Source organism: Stenotrophomonas sp. TWI1149 (assembly GCF_039673155.1).
Lineage (GTDB): Bacteria > Pseudomonadota > Gammaproteobacteria > Xanthomonadales > Xanthomonadaceae > Stenotrophomonas > Stenotrophomonas maltophilia_AA.
The window spans coordinates 1-24640 of record NZ_JBDJLB010000015.1 but is presented as its reverse complement, the minus strand read 5'-3'; the positions used below and the strand labels follow the sequence as shown (position 1 = coordinate 24640).

Sequence of the window (24640 nt, the reverse complement as noted above, 5' to 3'; positions counted from 1 at the left end):
CCCCACGTTCCTGGAGGAAACCGTCATGTCGATCCGCGCTCTCATCCCCCTGCTGGCCGTCGGCATGATGCTCGGCGGCTGCAGTGGCAACACCCGTCCGATCCCGCCCGTGGCCCACGTGGACGTGCCGCGCTTCATGGGCGACTGGTATGTGATCGCGCATATCCCCAGCCGCCCCGAGCGTGAAGCGTTCGATGCGGTGGAGTCCTATGCGTTGCGTCCGGACGGTCGCATCCAGACTACCTTCCGCTACCGCAAGGGCAGCTTCCAGGCCCCGATCAAGACCATGCACCCGATCGGGACGGTCAAGGAGGGCACCGGCGGCGCCGTCTGGGGCATGCAGTTCATCTGGCCGATCCAGGCCGAGTACGTGATCGTGGATCTCGATTCCGACTACAGGCAGACCATCGTCGGGCGCAGCAAACGCGATTACATGTGGCTGATGGCGCGCACGCCGACCATCTCCGATGCGGACTACCAGGCGGCCATGACCCGCATCGCCGCGCTCGGCTACGACCTGTCCCAGGTAAGGCGCGTGCCGCAGTCCGGCAAGGCCGAATAAGCCGTTCCGTGCCGCGCTTCTCAGGCCCTGAGAAGCGCGCGGGCGATACTGTCGCCATCGACCTCCCCGGTCCCTGCATCGTTGCGGGACCAGGCGGGGAGGGTGCGCGGATCGGCCGCGCACCGGCGGACAGAGGGCGGCAACGTGGCGGACAAGTACTGCGATCTGGTCATGAAGGGCGGCATCACCAGCGGCATCGTGTATCCCAATGCGGTGCTGTCGCTGGCCCGCGAGTACCGCTTCAAGAGCATCGGCGGCACCTCGGCCGGGGCCATCGCCGCAGCGGTGGCAGCGGCCGCCGCACTGGGTGATCGGCGTCGCCAGGCCGGTGAGCCGGTCGCGGCGACGGTCGGCTTTCCCGGGCTGGCCGAGGTTTCGGCGCAGCTGTCGCGGCAGGGGTTCATCCACAGCCTGTTCCAGCCGGCCTACGGCGCGCGTACCGCGTATCGCCTGCTGGTGATGCTCACTGGCAAGGCCGGCCTGCTGCGCAAGATCGCCTGCCTGCTCGCGGCAGTGTTCGCGATCGCACCCGTGGAGCTGCTGGTTGCGCTCGCCGGGCTGCTCGGCATCGGCTACCTGGCCGGTGGCATCGACGGCATCTGGGCCACGCTGCTGCCCTCGCTGCTGTGCGCGTATGGCGCCGGCGTGCTGGCCTCGGCGCTGCGCGTCGCGCGGGTGGCACGGCGCAACCTGCTCGGCCTGTGCAATGGCAGTACCCAGCCCGATGCGTCCGCGCCGGCCCTGACCGACTGGCTGCACGCACGGCTGCAGGCACTGGCCGGCAAGCCGGACGACCAGCCATTGACCTTCGGCGATCTGCACGCCGCGCCGCGCTATCCCGGTGAGCCGGGCGGCGCGCACGCGATCACCCTGCAGATGATCACCACCTGCATCTCGCACAGCGAGCCGCGCACGTTGCCGTTCAGTGCGGCGCATTTCTGGTTCCTGCGCGAGGAGTTCGCGCAGTTGTTCCCGGCAAGCGTGGTCGACTGGCTGGTGGCACGTGCAGGCACGCCGGAGCACGTCGATGGGCGCGACTACTACCGCCTGGTCGATGGCGAGGAACTGCCGGTGCTGGTCGCCACGCGCATGAGCCTCAGCTTCCCGCTGCTGATCAGCGCGGTGCCGCTGCACGAGCCGGCGCGCCGCGAGCGTCGCTGCGAGCCGGTCGCGGACGCCGAGCCACGGCGCGACAACACCAACGTCGCCGACAGCATGGAAGGGCTCACCAGTGGCGGCCAGAGCTGTGGCCCGGTGATCGCGGCCTTCCGCGTCTGCTGGTTCTCCGATGGTGGGATCAGCAGCAATTTCCCGATCCACCTGTTCGACGCCGCGCTGCCGCGCTGGCCGACGTTCGGCATCAATCTGGTGTATCCGCGCCACGCCGAGGCGGTCAGCGTGCTGGCTCATGGCGACCCGCATGCGCGTGCGGAGCAGGCGGTGTTCCTGCCGACCGAGAACCGCCATGGCTGGCAGCGCAGCTACCATTCCATCGCGCAGCCGCTGGCGGCGGCGGAGATGTCCGGCTTCCTGTTTTCGATCGTGTCGACCATGCAGAACTGGCGCGATGTGCTGCAGGCCCGCGCACCGGGCTACCGCGACCGCATCGTGCATGTCGCGCTGGAGGGCGACGAGGGCGGCATGAACCTGGACATGCCGCAGGCCGTGCTCAGCCGCATCGCCGACAAGGGCAGCATCGCTGGCGAACGCTTCTGCGACTTTTCCTTCGCCAATCACTACTGGATCCGCTGGCGCAACCTGGCCTCGGCCTACCAGCGCTACACGCTGGATGTGGCGCGCACCGATGACCCCGCACAACGGGTGGCGGCGTACGAAGCGGCGTATCAAAGTGTGGCCACCGGCACGCCGGTGCCGCCGTCCTACCGCCTGAGCTCGGAAGACAAACGCCGCGAGTCGCAGCAGCTGTGGCGGCACATGGTCGAGCAGGGCCAGACCTGGGAAGACCTCGGGCCGGACCTCACGGATGGCGCACCGCGACCGCTGCCGCAGATGAAGGTGACGCCGATCTACTAGATCGGTGTCCTCCAAACCGGCAGGTGCCGGCCGTTGGCCGGCACTGCGCGCTACGTGGAGCCGGCCAGCGGCCGGCACTACCTTGTCGGGGGAACGGGTCAGCGGTCGGTAGTGCTGTAACCCGGTAGGTGCCGGCCGTTGGCCGGCACGATCCAACCGCCACCGGGCCGTATCAGCCCCGTCCCGGCAGCTGCGGGAATGCGCGCTGCATGCAGTCCTCGCGCGGGCACACCCGGCAGCCCGGGCCGATCGACACCGAGTTGCCCGGGCTCTGGATGTCCAGCCCGCGCGTGTAGATCAGGCGCTCGGCATGCTGCAGATCACAGCCCAGTGCCACGGCGAAGGTCTTGCGCGGCTGGCCATGCCCGATCGGGCCACTGCTCACCTGCCGCGCCAACCAGAAATGGCGGCGCCCGTCGGGCATGCGTGCGGTCTGGGTCAGTACGCGGCCTGGCTGGTTGAAGGCTTCGTACACGATCCACAGCGGGCAGGAGCCGCCCACCTGGGAGAAGTGGAAGTCGGTCGCCGAATGCCGCTTGGAGACATTGCCGGCGCGGTCCACGCGGATGAAGAAGAACGGCAGCCCCGGCGCGCTGCGTCGCGCCAGTGTGCTCAAGCGATGGCAGACCGCCTCGAAGCCCACGCCGAAACGATGGGCCAGCGCATCGATGTCGTACGCGCTGTGCTCGGCGGCACGCAGGAACTGCGCATACGGCATCACCAGCGCACCGGCGAAATAGTTGGACATGCCGATCCGCGCCTGCGCGATCTGCTCGGCTTCACCGAACCCCGCGCGTGCGATCACCGCATCGATCTGCGCCGCATACCCGAGCAGGGCCAGCTCGGCGGCCATCTGGAACGCCTGCTGGCCCGGCTCCAGGTAGTCGGGCAGCCACAAGGTGCGGCTGCCGCCGTCGTAGACGCGCTTCTCGCGCCCGGCCTGCAGCGGCCCCACTTCCACCAGCACGCCGTGGCGGTCGGCCAGCAGTTGGCGCAGGCGCGGCGCGACATGCCCCGCCACCAGCCCCCATTCGCCAAACAACTGCTCGGCCAGGTCATCCAGCTCGGGGATGTGGTTGTGCATGCGGTTGAAGAAGTCACGCACCTGGTCGCCGGCGGGCAGCGCCTGCCCCGCATGCACGTCGCCCAGCTGGAACTCCAGCGCGGCGGCATGCTCGCGCAGCATCAGGTGGCGGCGGTGCAGGTCGAGCAGGGCACGGCTGATCTGCGGCAGGTTGCCGGCCATGGCACGCAGTTCGGTGCTGCTGACATCGGCCAGGCCCAGGTCGCGCAGGGTCTCGCCCAGCGATTCCTGCAGCGCGCCGGGGTCATCGACCTCGAACAGGTCGCTGACATCACCCAGCACCTCGCGCAGCTTGCCCTGCACCGCCGGGGTCAGTGGCCGTTTGTTGCGCTCGATCTGGTTCAGGTAGCTGGCCGACAGCCCCAGGGCCTTGGCCAGCGCCAGCTGGCTGTAGCCCCGCTGCTCGCGCAGCTTGAGCAGGCGCAGGCCGATCTGGCGTTGGACGGGCTGGCTATTCACAGAATTCACAAGAATCGTAGCGGGCATTGGCCAGATTAAGCGTATACAGCCCGGAAATCGAGGATGGCACTGTGAATAATGCCAACAACTTTCGACCCGTCGGGATTGTCCATGACTGTTGCAGCGCCCCGTATCCGCATGTTGATCGATGGCCAGTTCATCGAATCGGCCAGCTCGCATTGGCAGAACGTGGTCAATCCGGCCACCCAGGACGTCCTGGCCCAGGTCCCGTTCGCCACCCCCAGCGAGGTCGACGCCGCCGTCGCCTCGGCCAAGGAAGCGTTCAAGACCTGGCGCAAGACCCCGATCGGCACCCGTGCGCGCATCTTCCTGAAGTACCAGCAGCTGATCCGCGAGAACATGAGCGAGCTGGCCCACATCCTCAGCGCCGAGCAGGGCAAGACCGTGCCGGATGCCGAAGGCGATGTGTTCCGCGGCCTGGAAGTGGTCGAGCATGCTGCGGCGATCGGCAACCTGCAGCTCGGTGAGCTGGCCAACAACGTGGCCAACGGCGTGGACACCTACACCCTGCTGCAGCCGCTGGGCGTCTGCGCGGGCATCACCCCGTTCAACTTCCCGGCGATGATTCCGCTGTGGATGTTCCCGATGGCGATCGCCACCGGCAACACCTTCATCCTGAAGCCGTCCGAGCAGGACCCGATGGTCACCATGCGCCTGGTCGAACTGGCGCTGGAAGCCGGCATCCCCAAGGGCGTGTTGAACGTCGTCCACGGTGGCGAAGACGTGGTCAACGCGATCTGCGATCACCCGGATATCAAGGCGGTTTCCTTCGTGGGTTCCACCCGCGTCGGCACGCATGTGTACAACCGCGCCTCGCTGGCCGGCAAGCGCGTGCAGTGCATGATGGGCGCCAAGAACCACGCCGTGGTGCTGCCGGACGCCAACAAGGAACAGAGCCTCAACGCGATGGTCGGTGCCGCCTTCGGTGCGGCCGGCCAGCGCTGCATGGCCGCCTCCACGCTGGTGCTGGTGGGCGAAGCACGCGCGTGGGTGCCGGACCTGGTGGCCAAGGCCAAGACGCTGAAGGTCAGCGGTGGCAGCGTCGCCGGGACCGATGTCGGCCCGGTGATCTCCTGCGCCGCGCGTGAACGTGTCGAAGGCCTGATCGCTTCGGGCGTGGAGCAGGGCGCCAAGCTGGTGCTCGACGGCCGCAACCCGCAGGTGGATGGCTTCGAGAAGGGCAACTTCGTCGGTCCGACCATCTTCGCCGGCGTGACCCCGGGCATGCGCGTGTACGACGAGGAAATCTTCGGGCCGGTGCTGGTGATCCTGGAAGCGGAGACGCTGGAGGACGCCATCGAACTGATCAACGCCAACCCGAACGGCAACGGCACTGCGCTGTTCACCCAGTCCGGTGCGGCTGCGCGCAAGTTCCAGGAAGACATCGACGTCGGCCAGGTCGGCATCAACGTGCCGATCCCGGTGCCGGTGCCGCTGTTCTCGTTCACCGGCTCGCGCGCCTCCAAGCTCGGCGACCTGGGCCCGTACGGCAAGCAGGTGGTGATGTTCTACACCCAGACCAAGACGATCACCTCGCGCTGGTTCGATGACGAGACGCTGGGTCATGGCGTCAACACCACCATCAGCCTGAAGTAAGCAACAACGGAGTTCGACCATGAGCCACTCGATGACGATGGAACTCGACGAAGCGCAGCAGGCCTATAGAGAGGCAGCGCGTGACTTCGCCCAGGCCGAACTGGCGCCGCACGCCGCGCGATGGGATGCGGAGGGCATCTTTCCGCGCGAGGCGATCGCCAAGGCAGGGGAACTCGGGTTCTGTGGTTTGTACATGGACCCCGAGGTCGGTGGCAGCGGCTTGAGCCGTCTGGACGCCGCCGTCGTCATCGAGGAGCTCGCCAATGTGGATCCGTCCACGGCGGCCTATGTCAGCATCCACAACATGGCGTCGTGGATGGTGGCCAAATGGGGCCAGGAGAGCCTGCGTGCGGGGTGGGGTGCAGACCTCTCGTCCGGCACCAAGCTGGCCTCGTACTGCCTGACCGAGCCGGGTGCCGGCTCGGATGCGGCCTCGCTGAAGACCAGTGCGGTACGCGACGGCGACCATTACGTGCTCAACGGCTCCAAGGCCTTCATCTCCGGCGCCGGTGCCACCGAGCTGCTGGTGGTGATGGCCCGTACCGGCGGCGCCGGGGCCGGTGGCATCAGTGCGATCGCGGTGCCGGCCGATCTGCCGGGCATCAGCTACGGCCGCAAGGAAGAGAAGATGGGCTGGAACAGCCAGCCGACCCGCGGCATCACGTTCGAGAACGTGCGCGTGCCGGTCAGCCATCTGCTCGGCGAGGAAGGCAGCGGCTTCAAGCTGGCCATGAAGGGCCTGGACGGCGGCCGCATCAACATCGCCGCCTGTTCGCTGGGCGCTGCCCAGGGCGCATTGGATGCCGCCCGCCGCTACATGGGCGAGCGCCGCCAGTTCGGCAAGGCGCTGTCGGAGTTCCAGGCGCTGCAGTTCAAGCTGGCCGACATGGCCACCCAGCTGGTCGCCGCCCGGCAGATGGTGCATACCGCCGCGCGCAAGCTCGACGCCGGTGCCAGCGATGCCAATGTGTGGTGCGCGATGGCCAAGCGCTTCGCCACCGATGCCGGCTTCAACATCTGCAACGACGCACTGCAGATTCACGGCGGCTACGGCTACATCCGCGAATACCCGATTGAACGGCTGCTGCGCGATTCGCGCGTGCACCAGATCCTGGAAGGCACCAACGAGATCATGCGTGTGATCGTGGCCCGCCACCTGCTCAACACCGAAGAGGAACTGCGATGATGGATTGGCGCCAGCATGATCATGTCGGCCTGAAGGTCGAGGCCGATGGCCACGTCGCGGTCATCACCCTCGACAACCCGCCGGCGCATACCTGGACCGTGCACAGCCTGTCCGCGCTGCGCGATCTCGTGGGCGCGCTCAATGCAGACCGCGGGATCTACGCGCTGGTGATCACCGGCGACGGCGAAAAGTTCTTCTCGGCCGGCGCCGATCTCAAGCAGTTCGCTTCCGGCGACAAGGCGGCCGCTCGTGAAGCCGCGCGCCGCTTCGGTGAGGCCTTCGAAGCCTTGTCTGGTTTCCGCGGTGTCTCCATCGCGGCAATCAACGGCTACGCGATGGGCGGTGGCCTGGAATGCGCGCTGGCCTGCGACCTGCGCATCATCGAAGAACACGCCCAGGTGGCGCTGCCGGAGGCCACCGTCGGCCTGCTGCCGTGCGCCGGTGGCACCCAGAACCTGCCGCGCCTGGTCGGTGAAGGCTGGGCCAAGCGCATGATCCTGCTCGGCGAACGCATCGATGCGGACACCGCGCTGCGTATCGGCCTGGTGGAAGAGAAGGTTGCAAAGGGCGAGGCCCTGGCCCTGGCCCTGGCGTGGGCGCACAAGGCCGGCAAGCAGAGCCCGACCAGCATCGCCGCCTGCAAGACCCTGGTGCAGGCCACCCGCACCGGCACCCACGCCTCGGCACTGGTGGCCGAGCGCGAAGCCTTCGTCGATCTGTTCGACAGCGCCGACCAGGCCGAGGGCGTGAACGCCTTCCTGGAAAAGCGCGCCGCGCAGTGGAAGAACGCATGAGCACCGTCGTCGCCAACGACGCGGCCCCGGTGCTGTTCGAAGAGCGCCAGGCCGGCAATGGCACGCGCATCGGTATCGCCACGCTCAACGCAGCGCGCACCCTCAACGGCTTCTCGCTGCCGATGGCGCACCTGCTGCGCGAGCGGCTGGATGCCTGGGCCAGCGATGACGGCATCGCGCTGGTGGTGCTGCAGGGCGCGGGCGAGAAGGCGTTCTGCGCCGGCGGCGACCTGCACAGCCTGTACCGCAGCATGGTCGAGTACCGCGGGAGCGGGAAGACCGATATCCGCGACAACGCCTACGCGGCCGAATTCTTCGACGTCGAATACCGCGTCGACTACGCGATCCACACCTATCCCAAGCCGATCCTGTGCTGGGGCCATGGCATCGTCATGGGCGGTGGCATCGGCCTGATGTCCGGCGCCAGCCACCGCGTGGTCAGTGAGCGCTCCAAGCTGGCATTCCCGGAGATCACGGTCGGCCTGTTCCCGGATGTCGGTGGCAGCTGGCTGCTGCCGCGCGTGCCCGGCCATGGCGGCCTGTTCCTGGCGTTGACCGGCGCGCCGCTCAACGCAGGCGATGCGATCTATGCCGGTCTGGCGGATATCCACATCGCCGAGGCGCAGCGCGAGACCGTGTTCAACGCGCTGGCGGACGTGCACTGGAGCACCGAGGCCAAGCGCAATCACGAACAGCTGACCGCGCTGCTGCAGCAGCACGCCAGCGATGCGGCCACCGGCCCGTTGCTGCGCAACGCCGCGACGATCGATGCGCTGTGCAGTAGCGACGACGTCGGCGCGATCGTCGAGGCGGTCCTTGCGCTGGAGACGGACGATGCCTGGCTGAGCACCGCCAAAGCGACGCTCGCCGCCGGTGCGCCGGGCTCGGCGCGACTCGCGTTCGAGCTGCAGCACCTGGCCGAGGGCGCCTCGCTGGCCGAGGTCTATCGCATCGAATACATCGCAGCCCTGCACGCGGCGGCCCATGGCGATTTCGCCGAAGGCATCCGTGCGCTGCTGATCGACAAGGACCGCACCCCGCAGTGGCAGCCGCGCACGCTGGCTGACGCGACGGCCGAGTGGGCCCGCACCTTCTTCGTTTCGCCGTGGTCCGATGCCGCGCATCCGCTGGCCGACCTCGGTGCCACCGTCCCTGAAAGGAGCCACGCATGAGCCGTATTGCATTCATCGGGTTGGGCAACATGGGGGGGCCGATGGCCGCCAACCTGGCCAAAGCCGGCCACGCCGTGCGCGTGTTCGATCTGGTGCCTGCCGCGGTGCAGGCCGCCGTCGACGCCGGCGCCACTGCCGCCACCTCGGCGCTGGATACGCTGACCGACGCCGAGATCGTCATCTCGATGCTGCCGGCCAGCCGCCATGTCGAAGGCGTCTACCTCGGCGATGACGGCCTGCTCGCGGATATCCCCGGCGGCGCGCTGGTCATCGACTGCAGCACGATCGCCCCGGCCACCGCCCGCAAGGTCGCCGAAGCAGCCGCCGCACGTGGCCTGCAGATGCTGGATGCCCCGGTCTCCGGCGGCACCGCCGGTGCCCAGGCCGGCACCCTGACCTTCATCGTCGGTGGCGAAGCCGAGGCGCTCGAACGCGCCCGCCCGCTGCTGCAGGCGATGGGCAAGAACATCTTCCATGTCGGCGCCAGCGGTGCCGGCCAGGTCGCCAAGCTGTGCAACAACATGGCGCTGGGCGTGATCATGGCGGTGACCGGTGAGTCAATCGCGCTGGGCGTCGCACACGGGCTGGACCCGAAGGTGCTCTCGCAGATGATGGCGGTCAGCACCGGTCGCAGCTGGGCCACCGAAGTGTGCAACCCGTGGCCCGGCGTGCTGGACAACGCCCCGGCGTCGCGCGGTTACAGCGGCGGTTTCGGCAGCGACCTGATGCTCAAGGACATGGGCCTGGCGGTGGAAGCGGCGATGAGTGTCGGCGCCTCGATCCCGCTGGGCGAGCTGGCCCGCAACCTGTACTCGATGAACCACCAGGCCGGTCGCGGCAAACTGGATTTCTCCAGCGTGGTGCAGCTGGTCACCAGCGACCGGTAAAGCCCGGTCGCTGGCGGCCGGGTTCAGGCCGACATGGCCCGTGCGCCATGCTGCTGGGCCTGCTGATCCATCAGCCGCTGCTCCCGCTGTTGGTCGCCGGCCTGCTGCGCGCGGGCCGTGCTTTCTTCCAGCGACTGGCCCATCGCGTCGGCGGTCTGCACCGGCGCGCTGGTGCGGTTCAACGCGGCCTCGTCGCGCAGCGCATTGGCCTGCACGGCGCGCGCCATCGAACCGTCCTGGTTGAGCTCGACGCGGTCGATGGTGTGCAGGCCGGCGCGTGCGGCTTCCACCGTCAGGGCGCCGGCCAGGCGCTCGCTGTGCGGGCCGTGGCCGATGCCGCGGGCCTCTTCGGCTTCATGCACGCGCATCAGGGTTTCCATGTACAGCACGTGCTGGGCGTTGCCCGGGTCGCTCAGCGGCCGCAGCGCGGCGCCATCGCGCTGCGCCGGTTCCGGCGCAGGCGCGCTGTCGGCCGGTGCCTGGGTGCGCGCCGGTGCGGCCATCGCTTCACGGGTCTGCGCGTCCAGTACGCCGCTGGGGTCCAGACCGTGCGCCTGCTGGTAAGCACCCAGCGCGGCGCGGGTACCGGCGCCCAGGTGCCCGTCCACGCTCAGCGCGCGGCCGTTGGCATCCGTATGTCCCTGCGCGGCCAGTGCGGTCTGCAGCTGACGTGCTTCACGGTCGATCGCGCCCAGGGTGGCCGGGCCTGCCTTGCCGTCCACCGGCTCCAGCCCATGCGCGCGCTGGAAGGCTTCCACCGCCGCGCGGGTGTCGCCGTCGAAGCGCTTGTCGGCGTTCAGGGCCTGGCCGTTGGCGGCGGTGTAGCCGAGGACCGCCAGATTGGACTCGAGCTTGCCCACCTCCTTGCCGCTGGCGCCTTCCTTCAGCACGCTCGAGGCGGCACTCTGCTGGCGCGGCGGATGGATCTGGTCGAGCGCGACGCGGATGTCCGCATCATTGCGCTCACCGGCCGGCGCGTAGTCACGGCTGCTGACCTTGGTGTGGGCACGGTCCATCGCGTCCTTGTTGTTCGCGTAGGCGTCTTCGTAGCGCGCGGCGATGTCGGCGGCCTTGGGGCCATCGTAGTAGGTGTGTGTGGCGCGGATCTCGCCGGCCTTGGTGCGCAGGGCGTCGTAGTCGCCGCCGTTCTCCAGCACCTTTTCCAGCTTTGAAAGCTGGCCGGGCATCTGGTTGGCGGTCTTGGCCAGCAGGCTGATCGCCTCGAAACGACGCTCATCGGGAATATGGCTGCCGTGCGCGTCCAGGATCGACATCGCGGTCTGGGTGGCGTTGCGCACCTGCGGGTAATCGATGTTGGCGTGGATCCACTGCTTGCCTTCGTCCGAACCGGCCCAGGCGTTGATGCTGTCGCGGGTCTGTTCGTCCATGAAGCGGATCGAAGAACGGCCGCTGAGCCCGTTGCCGTGGCTGAGCAGGTCGCCACGCAGGTCGGCGCGATCGTTGGTGAACGGCAGATTGTGCGTTCTCGCGTAGGCCTGGGCCTGGTCGATCACCGCATCCACATAGGTTTTTTCGCCCGCCGCCAGCGGACGATCGCCGATCGCGCCGACCGGCCAGGTACCGCGCTGGCCGAAATCGACCTGGATCGCGCCCAGGCTGTAGCCGCTGTTCTGCGCGACGCTGCTGACCTCGCCCCAGTCCGGCTCGCGGGTACCGCGGGTGATGCCGGCGATGGACAGATGGTACGACGCCGGGCCGCCTTCGGTGCCACGGCCTACCGCGAAGTAGACCGCGCCGGAGGTGGCATCCAGGTTGCGGGTATCGATGTTGTCGGGCATGGCTTACTTCCTTGTTTCTGTGCAATCGGGGGGCGGCCGGGGGCCGGGTCTGCATTCCAGCGTGGCGCGGCTCAGTCGAGCAGGTCGACGTAGCCCTGCAACTGGTCCGCACGTGCGCCGAGGCGGCGCATTTCAATCTCGCTTCCCTGCAGGTTGCCGGGCTGGGTGCTGTCGAAGATCACGGTCTCCAGCTCGCCGTCGCGCTTGCGCGACTCCAGCCAGGCACGCTGCGCCGCAACCAGCTTGGTCTTGCCGGCGGCGTCGAGCTTGCCCTGAAGCGCCTTGTAGACCCGGTTCAGGCGCTGATCCTGCAGCTTGGTTTCCTGCGAGATGCACGCTGCCTGGGCGATCGCGCCCTGGGCGCGCTGCTGGCAGGTGGTGAAGGAGGCACTGATGCCCTTGCCGGGCTGCGCCGTGGAGACCGGCGAGCGCGCCATCGCCGCACCGCTGGCGATCAGCGCGGTCAGCGTGATGCCGACCAGAAGGGACTGTTTGAAATTCGCCTGCATGCCTGATTCCTTCATTCCATTGTCCGGCGGGCAGTATACGAAGCAATCCTGACTCACGGCATCACGGCGCGCACACACGCGTACGGCCGGGACAAGGCCCGGCCGTACGTGGATTGCAGGCGCATCGCGCGCCTCGGGTGGATCAGACCACGGTCAGCGTCACATCGATGTTGCCGCGGGTCGCGTTCGAGTACGGGCACACGATGTGGGCCTTCTGCACCAGTTCTTCGACCTGCTCGCGCGGCAGGCCCGGGACCGAGATTTCAAGCGCCACTTCGATCCCGAAGCCGGTCGGAATCTGGCCGATGCCGACCTTGCCGGTGATCTGCGTTTCGGCCGGCAGGGCGACCTTGGCCTGGCCGGCCACGTACTTCAGCGCGCCCAGGAAGCAGGCCGAGTAGCCGGCCGCGAACAGCTGCTCCGGGTTGGTGCCCGGGCCGCCGGCACCGCCCAGCTCGCGCGGGGTGGAGAGCTGGATGTCCAGCACGTTGTCGGACGAGACGGCGCGGCCGTCGCGGCCGCCGTTGGCAGTGGCCTGGGCGGTATACAGAACGTTGGCAATGGACATGGGACTCTCCTGCGGAGTGAAAGGGGTGGGCCAGATGGCAGGTGTACTGTGCGCGCCTACCTCGTACTTGTGGCAACATTTCGTCCAGAAAACTTGATCTGGAGTCCGCCATGGTCGATCGACTGCAATCCCTGCTGGACCGTTTCGCGGTCTCGGCCGAGGTCTTCCACGCCGGCGCGCTGTGCGGCATCAACGATCTGCCGGCCGACGGCGAGCGCGGCCAGCTGCATCTGATCCGCGACGGCGAGGTGCGTGTCGAGCACCCGGACGGCAGCACGCTGCAGATCACCACGCCCAGCGTACTGCTGTACCCGCGCCCGCTCGCGCACCGCTTCGTCACCGATGCCACGCGGGGTGCGGATTTCGCCTGCGCCCATCTGCAGTTCGAAGGGGGCGCCAACAACCCGGTCGCCGCGGCACTGCCGCCGATCGTGTGCCTGCCGCTGGAGGGCTTGTATGGCGGCCAGCCGGTGCTGTCGCTGTTGTTCGAAGAAGCGTTCGCGCAGCGCTGCGGCCGCCAGGCCCTGCTGGATCGCCTGTTCGAGGTGGTGCTGATCCAGATCCTGCGTGCGCTGATGGAGAGTGGCCAGATCCGTGTCGGCCTGCTCGCCGGCATGGCCCATCCGCGGCTGCGCCACGCGCTGGTCGCCATGCACGAAGCGCCGGCCGACGAGTGGACGCTGGAGTCGCTCGCGCAGCGCGCCGGCATGTCACGCAGCGCCTTCGCCGACAGTTTCCGCGACACCATCGGCAGCACACCCGGCCACTATCTGCAGGGCTGGCGCACCCGCCTCGTGCAGCAGGCGCTGCGCCGCGGCCATCCGCTCAAGCGTATCGCGATCGAGGTGGGCTACGGCAGTGAAGCGGCATTGTCGCGCTCGTTCAAAGCGCAGACCGGGCAGTCGCCGCGGCAGTGGAAGCATGGGGCTGTTGCGTCATGAAGGTCTGATGACGAGAGACCACAATTCGAACCCTTTGGTAAGAATTCAACGGGGGTTCTGCCGCCAGAAATCTCAAATGCCGAAGTAATGACTCCCACTGGGACATTTACCCTACGGCTGATTCAACAACTCTCATCGCCACGTCCTTCACGGATCTTCTTGAGATGATTGTCTCTGACGGATGCCATTCTCTGTTTTGGATAGCTGGGCACGAGTGATGCTGCTGCAGCGCGCCGGCATGTCGCGCAGCGCCTTTGCCGACAGCTTCCGCCACACCATCGGCAGCACGCCCGGCCACTATCTGCAGGGCCGGCACACCTGCCTCGTGCAGCAGGCGCTACGCCGTAGCCATTCGCTCAAGCGCATCGCCATCGAGGTGGGCTACGGCAGCGAAGAAGCATTCTAGCGCGCGTTAAAGGCGCAGACCGGGCAGTCGCGGCGGCAGCGGAGGCTGGAAGCGGTGCCTGGATGGAGTCTGGTCCACGCAGCAAGTTAGTTCCGATGCATTAGCGCGGATAAAACTTACAGTCGCCTACTAGAGCGACTGATCTGATGAGTGGAAGGTAACCTTCATAGTTGCGCTGTCGCGCTCGCTCGCGCATCCGAGCTTAGATAAACGTGAGCCTTTCTAGCTCTACAGTGATCGAGAAATCAGACAAGCCCGTGCGTGGGGCCAGCAGATCCAAGATCACTTGGCTGGCAATTGGAGGGACTTGTCTTGCTGCGCTCTTGTGGGTCTATGTCACATCGATGGACGCGACCGCCAAGCCTTCAAGGACGGAGCCTATTTCAGAGAGTTCACGCCTTGGCAACAAGAGCAATCAAGAACCAGTGATGAATCATCCAGCGACGGTTATCAGCTCAGGATACAAGGCGCTCCTAAGTTCAAGAAGGCTCGACCCGAGAGTCGTGACGTCTATCAATAACGGCGTCTTCAGCATCACGCGCAGGGGATCATTGCGCTCTGATGCAGACGCTCTTTCCTTTGTCACCTCCCTGCTTCATGCGTCTGATAGCGGTGACGCGGTCGCAAGTTACGAGATATTTCTTTCCACGCGAGAGTGCGCGGCTTTCATGCTTCCGAATGCAACTTCTGCCGATGCAGAAGCAGCAGAGCGATTCCGGGCCTGTGAATCACTTCTAGTGGACCAAGAATTAATGGAGGGAGACTGGCTTACCCGAGCTGCTCAGCAAGGGAGCATTGAGGCAATGCTGATGTACGGCGTCAATCCGGAGTACACGTTAGGCGGGCGCAGCAACTATCTGAAAGATTCCGAGCGCGTGTCCGAATGGAAAGCACGCGCAGCGCGATACTTGGAAGGCGCTGCTGCATCTGGAAGTCACGATGCACTGCTATCGCTCTCGCGCGCACACACCAATGGCGTGATTGTTCGAGAAGACCCTATCAAAGCATTTGCGTACGCACTTGCTGCGTATCAAACACATCCGCTGCCCTACATGTCAGAGCTGACTGAGCAGCACAGAAACGAACTGTCATGGCGGCAGCAATCGCAAGGGCGCCGCTTGGCTGAAGAAATCGTACGCGGATGTTGCCAGAGGCAATCGAGAGATAAGCAATGAGGAAGAGAATAGTTGTCGTGGCAATCTTTGGTGGAATCTTTGTTGCGGGATTGACGGCGGCAGGAGCGATTTTCGCAAATCAAAATCGATATGGACCATTGACTTGTACTTCCTGTGGGTTGGGATACCCGCCGGTTGATGGGACCACCGGCGTCTTTATCTCTACATATGTTAAAAAGTTGAAAACGCCTGGCCTGCTCGGTTCACCAAACTTCAATGTTTTTGTCGGTGATGTGATCGTGATATGCAATGGATCAAGGTGTGTTGACTACGTAAAAAATGAGTCTGGAGACTGGGAGGGTACAAACCCACGTAATCAGGTTTCGAAACCGCCGGGCAGGCCTGGCGGTGGCGGAGGCCGTGGCCGTGGTGGTGGTGGTGGTGGTGGATACACCGGGCCGATTGGCGGTGGAGGCGGAGGCGGTGGGGGCACCGGAAGGGTCACCGTAAGCCCGGCACAGCCGCAAAAGCCGTCGCGGCCTCCCAGTGAGAACTGAGGCCGTGGAAAGCCGAGACTGCGCGGACGTTGAAGGGACCGCCCCGCAAGTCGTAGCCTTTTCTAGATAGCCCATTCCCGGTCGGTGGTGAACATGATCGTCAGCCATCGATCCGGCGACTCCTCGCCCAGCGCCTCGCCGATCTCATCGCGCAGGCGATCCCATTCGATCAGCGGCCGCGGCGGATCGTCCGCGCGCGCCACGAAGAACAGTTCGATCTGCTCACCGCGTCCGACCTTGGCCACGTAACTGCGGTACTCCAGGAAACCGTGCTTGGCCACGATGTCGCGCGCCACCGCGTCGACATGCGCCTGCAGGTCCAGCGGCGTGATCAGCAGGATGTCCGACAGCGCCTGGCGCACCGTGCCCAAGGGCGCCACCACCACGAACAGGCAGACCACCAGCAGGATCGCCGGATCGATGTACGGGACCAGCCACGCCCACTCGGTGCCGCCCAGCACATAGCCGCCGACGAAGGCGACCAGGTACGCCGCCGACATGCTCCCCGCGACCACCCAGTTCTTCGCATCGAGCGCGATGAAGTCCGAGCCGATCGACCGGTTCGCACGGCGCACGAACAGCGCCAGCCCGGTTTCGGCCACGATCGAGATCACCGCGAACAGGATCGCCGGCCCCAGCGCGATCTCGCGCCCGCCGGACATGAGTGCGTCCACCGCATTGACCGCGGCGTACAGCGCGGCCCCGATCATCAGCGTGCCGCTGACCCCGAGCACGATCGGCTCCAGATGCCAGAAACCCATGGTGAAGCGCTGGTTCAAGCGGGACTGCAGGGTATCCACGTGGGTCGACAGGCTGATCAGGCGGACCACCAGCAGTGACAGCCAGGTCATCACCACGTCGATCAGGCCATAGATGCCGTCGAAGATGATCAGCGAGGAGTTGGCCAGCAGGCCGAAGGCCACCGCGGCGGCGGCCATTGCCAGCGACGCGGCGATCGACAGGCGCAGCACGCCTTGTTCGGTGCTGGGGTCGAAGGTGCCAGGGCGGAGCAGGGACATCAGGCGGTGTGCGCGGGAGGGTTCATGGGGGCATTCTCGCCTGTGGCTGTGCGTTTCGGGTCAAGCCTGCGCCAGCCCTGCGGAAATAACCATGACAGGCGCGACGGACATTACAGTGATGGTTCTGGCCAGCGGACGCGGCCAGGGTGTGGTCGCCGATGGCGCACTACAATCAACGCTCGTCGCGCCATCGAGGTCACCATGTCACTTCGTTTTACCTGTCTGTGCGGCAAGGTTTCCGTTGAACTGCATGGCGCGCCCGCAGCGCGTGCGAACTGCCACTGTTCCACCTGCAGGGGCTTCTACGGGACGTCCTTGTTGTCCGCAACCGCATGGGAAGCCGCTGCCGTTCGTGTTGAAGACGGCGTGGCGCTGACATTCCAGCATCCCGGAAAACAGGTGGCGAAGACCTTCTGTGGCGTCTGCGGCGACATTCTCTTCGGCACCAATCGCCTGGGCATGCGCGTCGTCCCCAATGCGCTGGTTGCCCGTGCGACCGACGGGCAGCTTGACGCGGCGTTGGCTCCCACCATGCACCTGTTCTATCGGCAGCGCGTCGTCGACGTGTCGGACGACTTGCCGAAGTACCTTGATGGATGGGATGGGCCCACGTACGCGCCGTGAGGCTGTTCGACGGGTCTCCCGGGACGCGCGCGGTATCCGCGCAGCGCCGTCGGCCCTGGGGTGCAGCTTCGGCTCCCCCGGGCAGTATTCAGCTCAGGGGGGTAAACTATTGATTGCGCTGGTATTGCCAGTGAATCCAGATAGCCCCGCGCCCCATGACCCAGCCCATCACCGACGCCACCGCGCGTTACGCCGCCTCCCTGCGCCTGTCCGTCGCTCCGATGATGGACTGGACGGATCGCCATTGCCGGTATTTCCACCGGCTGCTGGCGCCGGGTGCACGGCTGTATACCGAGATGGTGCACGCCAACGCGGTGATCCATGGCGACCGTGAGCGCCTGCTCGGCTTCGACGGCAGCGAGCATCCGCTTGCGCTGCAGCTCGGTGGCAGCGATCCGGGCGTGCTGGCCCAGGCCGCACGCATCGCGCAGGAGTGGGGCTACGACGAGGTCAATCTCAACTGCGGCTGCCCCTCCGACCGGGTCCAGGCCGGGCGCTTCGGTGCCTGCCTGATGCGCGAGCCGGCCCTGGTTGCCGAGTGCGTGGGCGCGATGGTCGCAGCGGTGGACATCCCGGTGACGGTGAAGTGCCGCCTGGGCGTGGATGACGACAACGACTACGAAACATTCGTCAACTTCGTCGATCAATCGGCCAACGCCGGTAGCGCGATGTTCGTGGTGCATGCGCGAAACGCGTGGCTGAAGGGCCTCTCGCCGAAGGAAAACCGCGAAGTGCCGCCGTTGCGCTACGACTGGGCGCACCGTCTCAAGGCCGACCGCCCGCAGCTGCAGATCGTCCTCAACGGCGGTCTGGCCACGGTCGAGGCCGCGCAGGCCCAGCTGCCGGCGCTGGACGGAGTGATGCTGGGCCGTGCGGCCTACCACGACCCCTACGTGCTGCATCAGCTGGAGGCGGCCCAGACCGGTGCCCCGCTGCAGTCGCGCGAGGCGCTGCTGCGCGCCATGCAGCCGTACATCGAGGCTCAGCTGGCCCGCGGGCTGGCGCTCAAGCACATCACCCGCCACCTGCTGGGGCTGTTCCACGGCCAACCCGGTGGGCGCGCCTTCCGCCAGATCCTGAGCGAAGGCTCGCACCGCGTCGGGGCCGACTGGAGCCTGATCGACCAGGCGTTGGCGGTGACCCGCGCCCAGGCCGAACGCGTCGCGGCGTGAACCGCATCACCCTGTCAGCTTGACAAGGGCCTCGCTTTGGCCGCCAATGTTCACTTAGATGAACAAAGCGGGGAGGCAACCGGAAAAGTTCAGACCGGATTCACTGGCTAAAACCAAGAATTCGCTAAAGATTCGTAAAGCGCCGGCCCAGGCTGGCGGTTGCCGATTCACAACTTTTGAACGTTTAGCCGCGCTCCGCTAGGATCAGACCGATGTTCTCCGTGACCCGCCACCGCCGCATCGCTGCCTTCGCCCTTCTGGCGACGGGCGCAGCTGCCTCCGCCAGTGCGTGGGCGCAGATGCCGCCGGAAGCCGCCCGTGCCGAGATGATGCGCACGGCCGAACGCGGTGGTCCGCAGGAGCGCTCGCTGTCCGATGCGGTCCGTCGGGTGCAGCGGACTACCGGTGGACACATCCTCGGCGCCGAGCGCGTGCCCTTCGACGGGCGCGACATCAACCGGGTCAAGTACATGGATGACCGCGGCCGCGTCCGCTATATGGACGATCCCGCGACATCGCGTTCACAGCCCCGCACGCCGCGCTCGGATATGTCATCACTACGCGGCGATAACCCCTGAACAGGGATAGTTGTCCGCAGTCATCTGCATTACCCACTGGCCCCATGGGGCCATACCCAGGACACTAGGGAGAGTTCATGCGTATCCTTCTGGTCGAAGACGAAGCCCCGCTGCGGGAAACACTGGCAGCCCGGCTCAAGCGCGAAGGCTTTGCCGTAGATGCTGCGCAGGACGGTGAGGAAGGTCTGTACATGGGCCGCGAAGTACCGTTCGACGTCGGCATCATCGATCTGGGCCTGCCCAAGATGTCGGGCATGGAACTGATCAAGGCGCTGCGCGACGAGGGCAAGAAGTTCCCGGTGCTCATCCTGACCGCGCGTTCAAGCTGGCAGGACAAGGTCGAGGGCCTCAAGCAGGGCGCCGACGATTACCTCGTCAAGCCGTTCCATGTCGAAGAGCTGCTGGCCCGCGTCAATGCGTTGCTGCGCCGTGCCGCCGGCTGGAGCAAGCCCACGCTGGAGTGCGGGCCGGTCGCGCTGGACCTTGCCGCGCAGACGGTCAGCGTCAACGGCAGCAACGTGGACCTCACCAGCTACGAGTACAAAGTGCTCGAGTACCTGATGATGCATGCCGGTGAACTGGTCTCCAAGGCCGACCTCACCGAACACATCTACCAGCAGGACTTCGACCGCGACTCGAACGTGCTGGAAGTCTTCATCGGCCGCCTGCGCAAGAAGCTCGATGCCGACGGCGAACTCAAGCCGATCGAAACCGTGCGTGGCCGCGGTTACCGCTTCGCCATTCCGCGCAACGAAGGCTGAGCCGCGGCTGGCGATAGATGATGTCCGGCCGTCTGTGGTTCTTTAAACGCTGGCGGCCGCGCTCATTGCAGGCGCGCCAGCTGTTGGCCGCCTCGGTGGGCCTGGTGGCCTTCCTGGCCTTGGCCGGCTATGCGCTGGATGCCGCCTTCGCCGATACCGCGAAGGCCAACCTGCGCGAGCGGCTCAAGAACTACGCCACCGCGTATGCGGCCGGCATCGATTTCACCCGCGACCGCTCGCTGTACATCCGCGAGCAGCCGCCGGATCCGCGCTTCGACGTTCCTGGCAGCGGCCTCTATCTGCAGGTCGTGATGCCGGACGGCAAGGGCAACTCCATGTCCGCCGAAGGCCCGATGCTGCCGACCGTGGGCGGCGGCATGCTGGCCCCGCGTCAGGAAGTCTTCGAAGGCCCGTTGCCGATGATCCAGATCGACGGCAGCGAGGGCTCGGCCTACCGCTATGGCATGGGCCTGGTCTGGGATGCCGACGCCGATCCGGCCACCGAATTCCCGTACACCATCTACGTGCTCGAAGACTCGCGTGCGCTCGGCGCACAGCTGCGCGTGTTCCGCGGGCGGGTATGGTTCTACCTCGGCGGCATCGGCCTGATCCTGCTGCTGCTGCAGACGGTCATTCTGCAGTGGAGCCTGCGCCCGATGCGGCGCGTGATCAACGAACTGACCAAGGTCCAGCGCGGTGAAACCGAGCGCATGAGCGAACGCCATCCGCGCGAGCTTGAGCCGCTGACCGACAGCATCAACGCCTTCATCGAGAGCGAGCGCGAAAACCTCGAGCGCCAGCGCAACACCCTGGCCGATCTCGCGCACAGCCTGAAGACACCGCTCGCGGTGCTGCGCACGCAGCTCGACAGCGGCGCGCGCGATGACGATCTGCGCGAAGAATTCGACGTGCAGCTGCGGCGCATGAACAACCTGGTGTCGTACCAGCTGGCGCGCGCGGCGTCGTCCGGCCACAAGCTGTTCTCCGCCCCCCTGCCGATCGAGTCCAACGCCGAAGAGATCGTGCGTGGCCTGGAGAAGGTCTACGCCTCCAAGGGCGTGCTGTGCGAGTTCGACATCGATCCGGCCGCGCGTTTCCATGGCGAGCCCGGCGATCTGCAGGAACTGCTCGGCAACCTGCTGGAGAACGCGTTCAAGTGGGCCAAGCGCCGCGTGTTGCTGACCGCGCATCCGTTGCCGGCACCGGGTGCGCGTCGTGCGGGCCTGGTGCTGTCGGTGGATGACGATGGCCCGGGCATCGCACCGGAGGACATCGCCAAGGTGCTGCAGCGTGGCGTGCGTGGCGACGAGCGCGTGCAGGGCCACGGCATCGGTCTGTCGATCGTGCAGGATCTGATCAAGGATTACCGCGGCGAGCTGCAGGTGAAGCGTTCGCCGGAGCTGGGTGGTGCACGCTTCGAAGTGAAGTTGCCGCCGGGGCCGTAAAGGCCGTACCGACCAATGGTCGGTACCTACCGATGGCCTGTACCCACCCAACGTGCATCATCGATCTGTATCGCCGGCATTCCCACGGGACAGGTAGCCCACGACCGTTGGTCGCGACCCAGCCATCGGACAGGTAGCCCACGACCGTTGGTCGTGGCGCACCTCACCGCATCAGGGGCGACGGACCATAGAACCGTTGCAGATGCGTGGCCACCGCCGGCATCTCGCATGCCAGCAGCGCCGGTGCGGAAAAGTGGTACTCGCTGACCACCGCGAAGAACTCCTCCGGCGCCTCGGACGCATACGGATCGATCTGCGTTTCCCGACCCTGGTCCACCGCAGCGCAGAACGCGTCATAGGCCTGCTGGAAATCCGCCGCCCACTGTTTCTGCCACGCACGCGGCAACGGCGGTGTGCCGTCGATCGCGCCGTCCAGTGCATCGATCTTGTGCGCCATCTCATGCACCGCCACGCAGAACCCGGCCTCCGGATCGGCGATGTCGGCCTGGATGTCGGCCCACGACAGGATCAGCGGACCGCTGTCCCAGGATTCGCCGATCAGCGCATCGTCCCATTCGTGCAGCACGCCGGCGGCATCCACCTGGCTGCGGTGGACGCGGAACGCGTCGGGATAGACGATCAGCTGCGACCAGCCGCGCAGACCCACCTCACCCAGCTCCAGCAGCGGCAGGCAGCACAACGCGGCCAGCAGCACGCCATCGGCGTCGTCCAGCTGCAGTCCGGCGGCCGGGCTGATGGTTTTCTCGTGCAGGAAGCGGGCGGCGAGGACGCGCAGGCGTTCGCGGCGGGCAGCGTCCAGCTGCTGCAGCCAGGCGGCGCGGCGGCAGGTGGTGCCCCAGAGGGTGGGGTCGATCTCGCGTGGCGTGCGGCGCAGCCAGCCCAACAGTCGTTCGATCAGCGGAACATACCCGGCAGGAAGCTGTGCCATTTCGGCGCGCGCAGGCGCGGCAGCACGTCCTCATCGCCGCCGCCGCCGGTGCTGGTACCGCTGCTGGCGCTGGGCTTGACGGTGGCGGGTGCGGCGGATGCAGATGCCGATGCCGGCGCACTGCGCTCGTTTTCACTGGCCGAATAGACACACGCGCCGCGGCCCGCCGTGGTGAGCGCATCGGAAGCATGCGCGGCCAGCGGGGCCATCAGGAGGAGCAGGCAATGGGCGAACGGGCGCATCGTCAACATCCAGCGGCGGGTGAAGTTCCCGATTCTAGCCCGATTCCGCCGGGGGATTGGAAGGCTCCGGGCGGGCGCTGGCGGCGGCTTTCCCGCATACTTTTCCCGTTTACCCGATGGAAGCTGCCGTGGACGACCGCCAACTGCTGGCCAAACTGGGCGCCGGGCGCTTGTCCGGCGACGCGCTGGCGCGCGAACTGGGCCAGACCCGCGCCGCGATTTGGAAGCGGATTCAAGGACTTAGAGCGGCGGGCGTCGATATCGACGGGCGCGCCGGTGACGGCTACCAATTGCAGCAACCGCTGGATCTGCTGGATGCCGACGCGATCCAGGCCGCGCTGCCGGCCCCGGCCGCGGGCCAGCTCGCCTCCCTGCAGGTGGCTTGGTCGGTCGCGTCAACGAACAGTGAATTGCTGCGCTGCAGCGCGCCGGAGCGCGGGGCGATGGTCCTGCTGGCCGAGCGCCAGACCCGTGGCCGCGGACGCCGCGGACGGGCCTGGGCCTCGCCGCTGGCGGCGCACATCTATCTCTCCGTGCTGCGCGGCTTTGCCGGTGGCCTGTCGCGGTTGGGCGGGCTGAGCCTGGTCGCCGGGGTGGCGGTGGCCGAGGCGCTGCGCGAGGCGGGCTTTCGGGATGTCGCGCTGAAGTGGCCGAATGACCTTGTCGTCGATGGACACAAACTCGGCGGCCTGTTGATCGAGGGCGGCGGTGAGTTCGCCGGGCCCGCGCGTGCGGTGATCGGCCTGGGGGTCAACGTGCGCATGCCCGCCGCGTTCGCCGCGGAGATCACCCAGCCCTGGACCGATCTGGACACGCTGTCCGGCGCACAGACGTCGCGCAACGCCGTGGTCGCACGCATCCTCGCGGTCCTGCTGCCGGCACTGGACGCGTTCGAGCAGGACGGTCTTGCGCCGTTCCTCGCGCGCTATGCCGTGTTGGACAGCCTGGCCGGGCGCGAGGTGCAGGTGGAAGAAGGCGGCGTGCTGTTTGCCGGCACGGCGCTGGGTCTGGCCGACGATGGCGCGCTGCGCGTGCGCATCGACGGCAGCGAACGGGTTTTCCATGCGGGCGAAGTCAGCGTGAGGGCGCAATGAGCGACTGGTTGTTTGATCTGGGCAATTCGCGCTTCAAGTTCGCCCCGCTGCAGGGCGTGCGCGCGGGCGATGTGCAGGCATGGCCGCATGGCGCCGAAGCGATGCCGGCCGCGGCACTGGATGCGCTGCCGTCGGGCGACACCGCCTATGTCGCCAGCGTCGCAGCGCCCTCGCTGACCGCCGCCATGCTGGATGTGCTGCAGGCGCGCTTCCGCCATGTGCGCGTGGCGCGCACCGAGGCCGAGTACGCCGGGGTGCGGATCGCCTATGCCGATCCTGGTCGCTTCGGCGTGGACCGCTATCTGGCGCTGCTGGCCGTGGCGGCGCGGGGCCAGGCCGTGTTGATCGCCGGCGTGGGCACAGCGCTGACCATCGATCTGCTCGATGCCGATGGCCAGCACCACGGCGGCCGCATCGCGGCCTCGCCGACCACCATGCGCGAAGCGCTGCATGCGCGTGCGGTGCAGTTGCCCGCAGCCGGCGGCGACTACAGCGAGTTCGCCAATGACACCGCCGATGCGCTGGCGTCCGGCTGCGATGGTGCCGCGGTGGCGCTGATCGAACGCAGCCGCGTACGGGGGGGCGAACGGCTCGGCACGCTGCCGCACCTGCTGGTCCACGGGGGCGGTGCACCCGCCCTGCTGCCGCTGCTCGGCGATGCCGAATTCCAGCCTTCGCTGGTGCTCGACGGGCTGGCCCGCTGGGCCGTGCATCAACCGCCGTCGGCAGGCTAGGATCAGCCGATGCTCACCCGTGCCCTGATCGTCGTCCTGGTCATCCTCAACCTCGGTGTCGCGCTGTGGTGGCTGCTGCGCGGCGAACCGGTCAGCAAACCCCCGGCCTCGCCGGTCGGCGTGGCGCAGCTGGAAGTGCTGCCGCCCACGCAGGCGCCCCCGGCTGCGGCGACGCCGACGAACAACGCGCCCGCGCTGCAGGACGTGACGCCGGCATCGGCCCCGGCCGCGGCGCCGGTGGCGCAGCCGCCGGTGACCCCCGAAGTGCCGCACACCGCCGTGGCTGCCACGCCCGCGCCCATGCCTGCAGCTACCGCGCCCGCTGTTGCGCC

At 67.0% G+C, this 24640-nt stretch carries 23 protein-coding genes and 2 pseudogenes; 18 read left to right on the top strand and 7 right to left on the bottom strand.

Annotated elements, in window-relative coordinates; genetic code table 11:
- Window positions 1-25: 25 nt before the first annotated feature.
- Together ABE424_RS16365 and ABE424_RS16360 are read left to right on the top strand one after the other, a co-directional pair.
- Window positions 26-562, top strand: coding sequence for a lipocalin family protein (locus ABE424_RS16365; RefSeq protein ID WP_346478449.1), 537 nt, complete (start codon window positions 26-28; stop codon window positions 560-562).
- A gap of 144 nt (window positions 563-706) precedes the next feature.
- Complete coding sequence (locus tag ABE424_RS16360) at window positions 707-2596, top strand: RpoH suppressor (protein ID WP_346491717.1); 1890 nt, start codon at window positions 707-709, stop codon at window positions 2594-2596.
- A gap of 172 nt (window positions 2597-2768) precedes the next feature.
- Here ABE424_RS16360 and ABE424_RS16355 read toward each other — a convergent pair whose 3' ends face one another.
- Window positions 2769-4166, bottom strand: a complete 1398-nt coding sequence (locus tag ABE424_RS16355; RefSeq protein ID WP_176990172.1) for a short-chain fatty acyl-CoA regulator family protein — start codon at window positions 4164-4166, stop codon at window positions 2769-2771.
- A gap of 84 nt (window positions 4167-4250) precedes the next feature.
- Between ABE424_RS16355 and ABE424_RS16350 the strand changes: the two genes are divergently transcribed.
- From ABE424_RS16350 to mmsB, 5 genes are read left to right on the top strand one after another with little or no spacing between them, the layout of a single operon-like run.
- Window positions 4251-5756: a CoA-acylating methylmalonate-semialdehyde dehydrogenase gene (locus ABE424_RS16350; protein ID WP_176990171.1), complete on the top strand. Its 1506-nt coding sequence runs from the start codon at window positions 4251-4253 to the stop codon at window positions 5754-5756.
- A 19-nt stretch (window positions 5757-5775) separates the two neighbouring features.
- Complete coding sequence (locus ABE424_RS16345) at window positions 5776-6942, top strand: acyl-CoA dehydrogenase family protein (protein WP_346491716.1); 1167 nt, start codon at window positions 5776-5778, stop codon at window positions 6940-6942.
- Entirely contained in the window at window positions 6939-7736 is a 798-nt protein-coding gene (locus ABE424_RS16340) for an enoyl-CoA hydratase (RefSeq protein WP_346491715.1), read from the top strand. Before ABE424_RS16345 ends, ABE424_RS16340 begins: the two co-directional genes overlap by 4 nt.
- Window positions 7733-8908, top strand: a complete 1176-nt coding sequence (locus tag ABE424_RS16335) for an enoyl-CoA hydratase/isomerase family protein (RefSeq protein ID WP_346491714.1) — start codon at window positions 7733-7735, stop codon at window positions 8906-8908. Before ABE424_RS16340 ends, ABE424_RS16335 begins: the two co-directional genes overlap by 4 nt.
- Window positions 8905-9795: a 3-hydroxyisobutyrate dehydrogenase gene (gene mmsB / locus ABE424_RS16330; RefSeq protein ID WP_346478443.1), complete on the top strand. Its 891-nt coding sequence runs from the start codon at window positions 8905-8907 to the stop codon at window positions 9793-9795. Before ABE424_RS16335 ends, mmsB begins: the two co-directional genes overlap by 4 nt.
- A gap of 23 nt (window positions 9796-9818) precedes the next feature.
- On the opposite strand, the gene ABE424_RS16325 is transcribed toward mmsB, so the two are convergent.
- The 3 genes from ABE424_RS16325 to ABE424_RS16315 all read right to left on the bottom strand — a co-directional run bounded on the left by ABE424_RS16325 (window position 9819) and on the right by ABE424_RS16315 (window position 12671).
- A complete protein-coding gene (locus ABE424_RS16325; protein WP_346491713.1) occupies window positions 9819-11594 on the bottom strand; it encodes a peptidoglycan-binding protein in 1776 nt (591 codons plus the stop codon).
- Window positions 11595-11665: 71 nt separating this feature from the next.
- Window positions 11666-12103: a lysozyme inhibitor LprI family protein gene (locus ABE424_RS16320; protein WP_346491712.1), complete on the bottom strand. Its 438-nt coding sequence runs from the start codon at window positions 12101-12103 to the stop codon at window positions 11666-11668.
- 142 nt (window positions 12104-12245) lie between these two features.
- Entirely contained in the window at window positions 12246-12671 is a 426-nt protein-coding gene (locus ABE424_RS16315; RefSeq protein ID WP_019185509.1) for an organic hydroperoxide resistance protein, read from the bottom strand.
- A gap of 110 nt (window positions 12672-12781) precedes the next feature.
- Here ABE424_RS16315 and ABE424_RS16310 point away from each other — a divergent pair, with 110 nt between their 5' ends.
- The 3 genes and pseudogenes from ABE424_RS16310 (at window position 12782) to ABE424_RS16300 (ending at window position 15193) form a co-directional block, all read left to right on the top strand.
- Window positions 12782-13612, top strand: coding sequence for an AraC family transcriptional regulator (locus ABE424_RS16310; protein WP_346491711.1), 831 nt, complete (start codon window positions 12782-12784; stop codon window positions 13610-13612).
- Between the two features lie 220 nt (window positions 13613-13832).
- A pseudogene (locus ABE424_RS16305) lies at window positions 13833-14018 on the top strand (helix-turn-helix domain-containing protein); the annotation flags it as partial.
- A gap of 344 nt (window positions 14019-14362) precedes the next feature.
- Window positions 14363-15193, top strand: a complete 831-nt coding sequence (locus ABE424_RS16300; protein WP_346491710.1) for a hypothetical protein — start codon at window positions 14363-14365, stop codon at window positions 15191-15193.
- A 559-nt stretch (window positions 15194-15752) separates the two neighbouring features.
- Here the strand turns inward: ABE424_RS16300 and ABE424_RS16295 are convergent.
- Window positions 15753-16709: a cation transporter gene (locus ABE424_RS16295; protein ID WP_346491709.1), complete on the bottom strand. Its 957-nt coding sequence runs from the start codon at window positions 16707-16709 to the stop codon at window positions 15753-15755.
- 201 nt (window positions 16710-16910) lie between these two features.
- Here ABE424_RS16295 and ABE424_RS16290 point away from each other — a divergent pair, with 201 nt between their 5' ends.
- From ABE424_RS16290 to ABE424_RS16270, 5 genes are all read left to right on the top strand, one after another.
- Window positions 16911-17333: a GFA family protein gene (locus ABE424_RS16290; RefSeq protein WP_346491708.1), complete on the top strand. Its 423-nt coding sequence runs from the start codon at window positions 16911-16913 to the stop codon at window positions 17331-17333.
- Window positions 17334-17488: 155 nt separating this feature from the next.
- Window positions 17489-18505, top strand: a complete 1017-nt coding sequence (gene dusA, locus ABE424_RS16285) for a tRNA dihydrouridine(20/20a) synthase DusA (RefSeq protein WP_346491707.1) — start codon at window positions 17489-17491, stop codon at window positions 18503-18505.
- A 212-nt stretch (window positions 18506-18717) separates the two neighbouring features.
- On the top strand, window positions 18718-19083 hold the full coding sequence (locus tag ABE424_RS16280) for a hypothetical protein (RefSeq protein WP_176990160.1): 366 nt from the start codon (window positions 18718-18720) through the stop codon (window positions 19081-19083).
- Between the two features lie 77 nt (window positions 19084-19160).
- Complete coding sequence (locus ABE424_RS16275; protein ID WP_019185514.1) at window positions 19161-19844, top strand: response regulator transcription factor; 684 nt, start codon at window positions 19161-19163, stop codon at window positions 19842-19844.
- 20 nt (window positions 19845-19864) lie between these two features.
- On the top strand, window positions 19865-21289 hold the full coding sequence (locus tag ABE424_RS16270) for a sensor histidine kinase (RefSeq protein WP_346491706.1): 1425 nt from the start codon (window positions 19865-19867) through the stop codon (window positions 21287-21289).
- Window positions 21290-21452: 163 nt separating this feature from the next.
- Here ABE424_RS16270 and ABE424_RS16265 read toward each other — a convergent pair whose 3' ends face one another.
- Together ABE424_RS16265 and ABE424_RS16260 are read right to left on the bottom strand one after the other, a co-directional pair.
- The gene (locus ABE424_RS16265; RefSeq protein WP_346491705.1) at window positions 21453-22238 is read right to left on the bottom strand and encodes a M90 family metallopeptidase; all 786 of its coding nucleotides are present in this window, start codon (window positions 22236-22238) and stop codon (window positions 21453-21455) included.
- The gene (locus ABE424_RS16260) at window positions 22205-22480 is read right to left on the bottom strand and encodes a hypothetical protein (RefSeq protein ID WP_319209739.1); all 276 of its coding nucleotides are present in this window, start codon (window positions 22478-22480) and stop codon (window positions 22205-22207) included. Before ABE424_RS16260 ends, ABE424_RS16265 begins: the two co-directional genes overlap by 34 nt.
- 128 nt (window positions 22481-22608) lie before the next feature.
- Here ABE424_RS16260 and birA point away from each other — a divergent pair, with 128 nt between their 5' ends.
- From birA to ABE424_RS16245, 3 genes and pseudogenes are all read left to right on the top strand, one after another.
- Window positions 22609-23574 (top strand): bifunctional biotin--[acetyl-CoA-carboxylase] ligase/biotin operon repressor BirA, encoded by a 966-nt coding sequence (gene birA / locus ABE424_RS16255; RefSeq protein ID WP_346491704.1) that lies wholly within the window; start codon window positions 22609-22611, stop codon window positions 23572-23574.
- Window positions 23571-24308 carry a type III pantothenate kinase gene (locus tag ABE424_RS16250; RefSeq protein ID WP_346491703.1) on the top strand — a complete coding sequence of 246 codons (738 nt, stop codon included), beginning with the start codon at window positions 23571-23573 and terminating at the stop codon, window positions 24306-24308. The genes birA and ABE424_RS16250 overlap by 4 nt, the downstream gene beginning before the upstream one ends.
- Before the next feature lie 9 nt (window positions 24309-24317).
- Window positions 24318-24640: pseudogene (locus ABE424_RS16245) on the top strand (SPOR domain-containing protein); the annotation flags it as partial.

Coding starts and splice junctions, on each gene's coding strand:
- ABE424_RS16275 (WP_019185514.1), top strand. CDS start 19,161: ATGCGTATCCTTCTGGTCGAAGACGAAGCCCCGCTGCGGGAAACACTG.
- ABE424_RS16340 (WP_346491715.1), top strand. CDS start 6,939: ATGATGGATTGGCGCCAGCATGATCATGTCGGCCTGAAGGTCGAGGCC.
- ABE424_RS16265 (WP_346491705.1), bottom strand. CDS start 22,238: ATGGCACAGCTTCCTGCCGGGTATGTTCCGCTGATCGAACGACTGTTG.
- ABE424_RS16250 (WP_346491703.1), top strand. CDS start 23,571: ATGAGCGACTGGTTGTTTGATCTGGGCAATTCGCGCTTCAAGTTCGCC.
- ABE424_RS16295 (WP_346491709.1), bottom strand. CDS start 16,709: ATGTCCCTGCTCCGCCCTGGCACCTTCGACCCCAGCACCGAACAAGGC.
- ABE424_RS16320 (WP_346491712.1), bottom strand. CDS start 12,103: ATGCAGGCGAATTTCAAACAGTCCCTTCTGGTCGGCATCACGCTGACC.
- mmsB (WP_346478443.1), top strand. CDS start 8,905: ATGAGCCGTATTGCATTCATCGGGTTGGGCAACATGGGGGGGCCGATG.
- ABE424_RS16300 (WP_346491710.1), top strand. CDS start 14,363: ATGGACGCGACCGCCAAGCCTTCAAGGACGGAGCCTATTTCAGAGAGT.
- ABE424_RS16270 (WP_346491706.1), top strand. CDS start 19,865: ATGTCCGGCCGTCTGTGGTTCTTTAAACGCTGGCGGCCGCGCTCATTG.
- ABE424_RS16290 (WP_346491708.1), top strand. CDS start 16,911: ATGTCACTTCGTTTTACCTGTCTGTGCGGCAAGGTTTCCGTTGAACTG.
- ABE424_RS16310 (WP_346491711.1), top strand. CDS start 12,782: ATGGTCGATCGACTGCAATCCCTGCTGGACCGTTTCGCGGTCTCGGCC.
- ABE424_RS16280 (WP_176990160.1), top strand. CDS start 18,718: ATGTTCTCCGTGACCCGCCACCGCCGCATCGCTGCCTTCGCCCTTCTG.
- ABE424_RS16365 (WP_346478449.1), top strand. CDS start 26: ATGTCGATCCGCGCTCTCATCCCCCTGCTGGCCGTCGGCATGATGCTC.
- ABE424_RS16325 (WP_346491713.1), bottom strand. CDS start 11,594: ATGCCCGACAACATCGATACCCGCAACCTGGATGCCACCTCCGGCGCG.
- ABE424_RS16260 (WP_319209739.1), bottom strand. CDS start 22,480: ATGCGCCCGTTCGCCCATTGCCTGCTCCTCCTGATGGCCCCGCTGGCC.
- ABE424_RS16345 (WP_346491716.1), top strand. CDS start 5,776: ATGAGCCACTCGATGACGATGGAACTCGACGAAGCGCAGCAGGCCTAT.
- ABE424_RS16335 (WP_346491714.1), top strand. CDS start 7,733: ATGAGCACCGTCGTCGCCAACGACGCGGCCCCGGTGCTGTTCGAAGAG.
- ABE424_RS16315 (WP_019185509.1), bottom strand. CDS start 12,671: ATGTCCATTGCCAACGTTCTGTATACCGCCCAGGCCACTGCCAACGGC.
- ABE424_RS16350 (WP_176990171.1), top strand. CDS start 4,251: ATGACTGTTGCAGCGCCCCGTATCCGCATGTTGATCGATGGCCAGTTC.
- ABE424_RS16355 (WP_176990172.1), bottom strand. CDS start 4,166: ATGCCCGCTACGATTCTTGTGAATTCTGTGAATAGCCAGCCCGTCCAA.
- dusA (WP_346491707.1), top strand. CDS start 17,489: ATGACCCAGCCCATCACCGACGCCACCGCGCGTTACGCCGCCTCCCTG.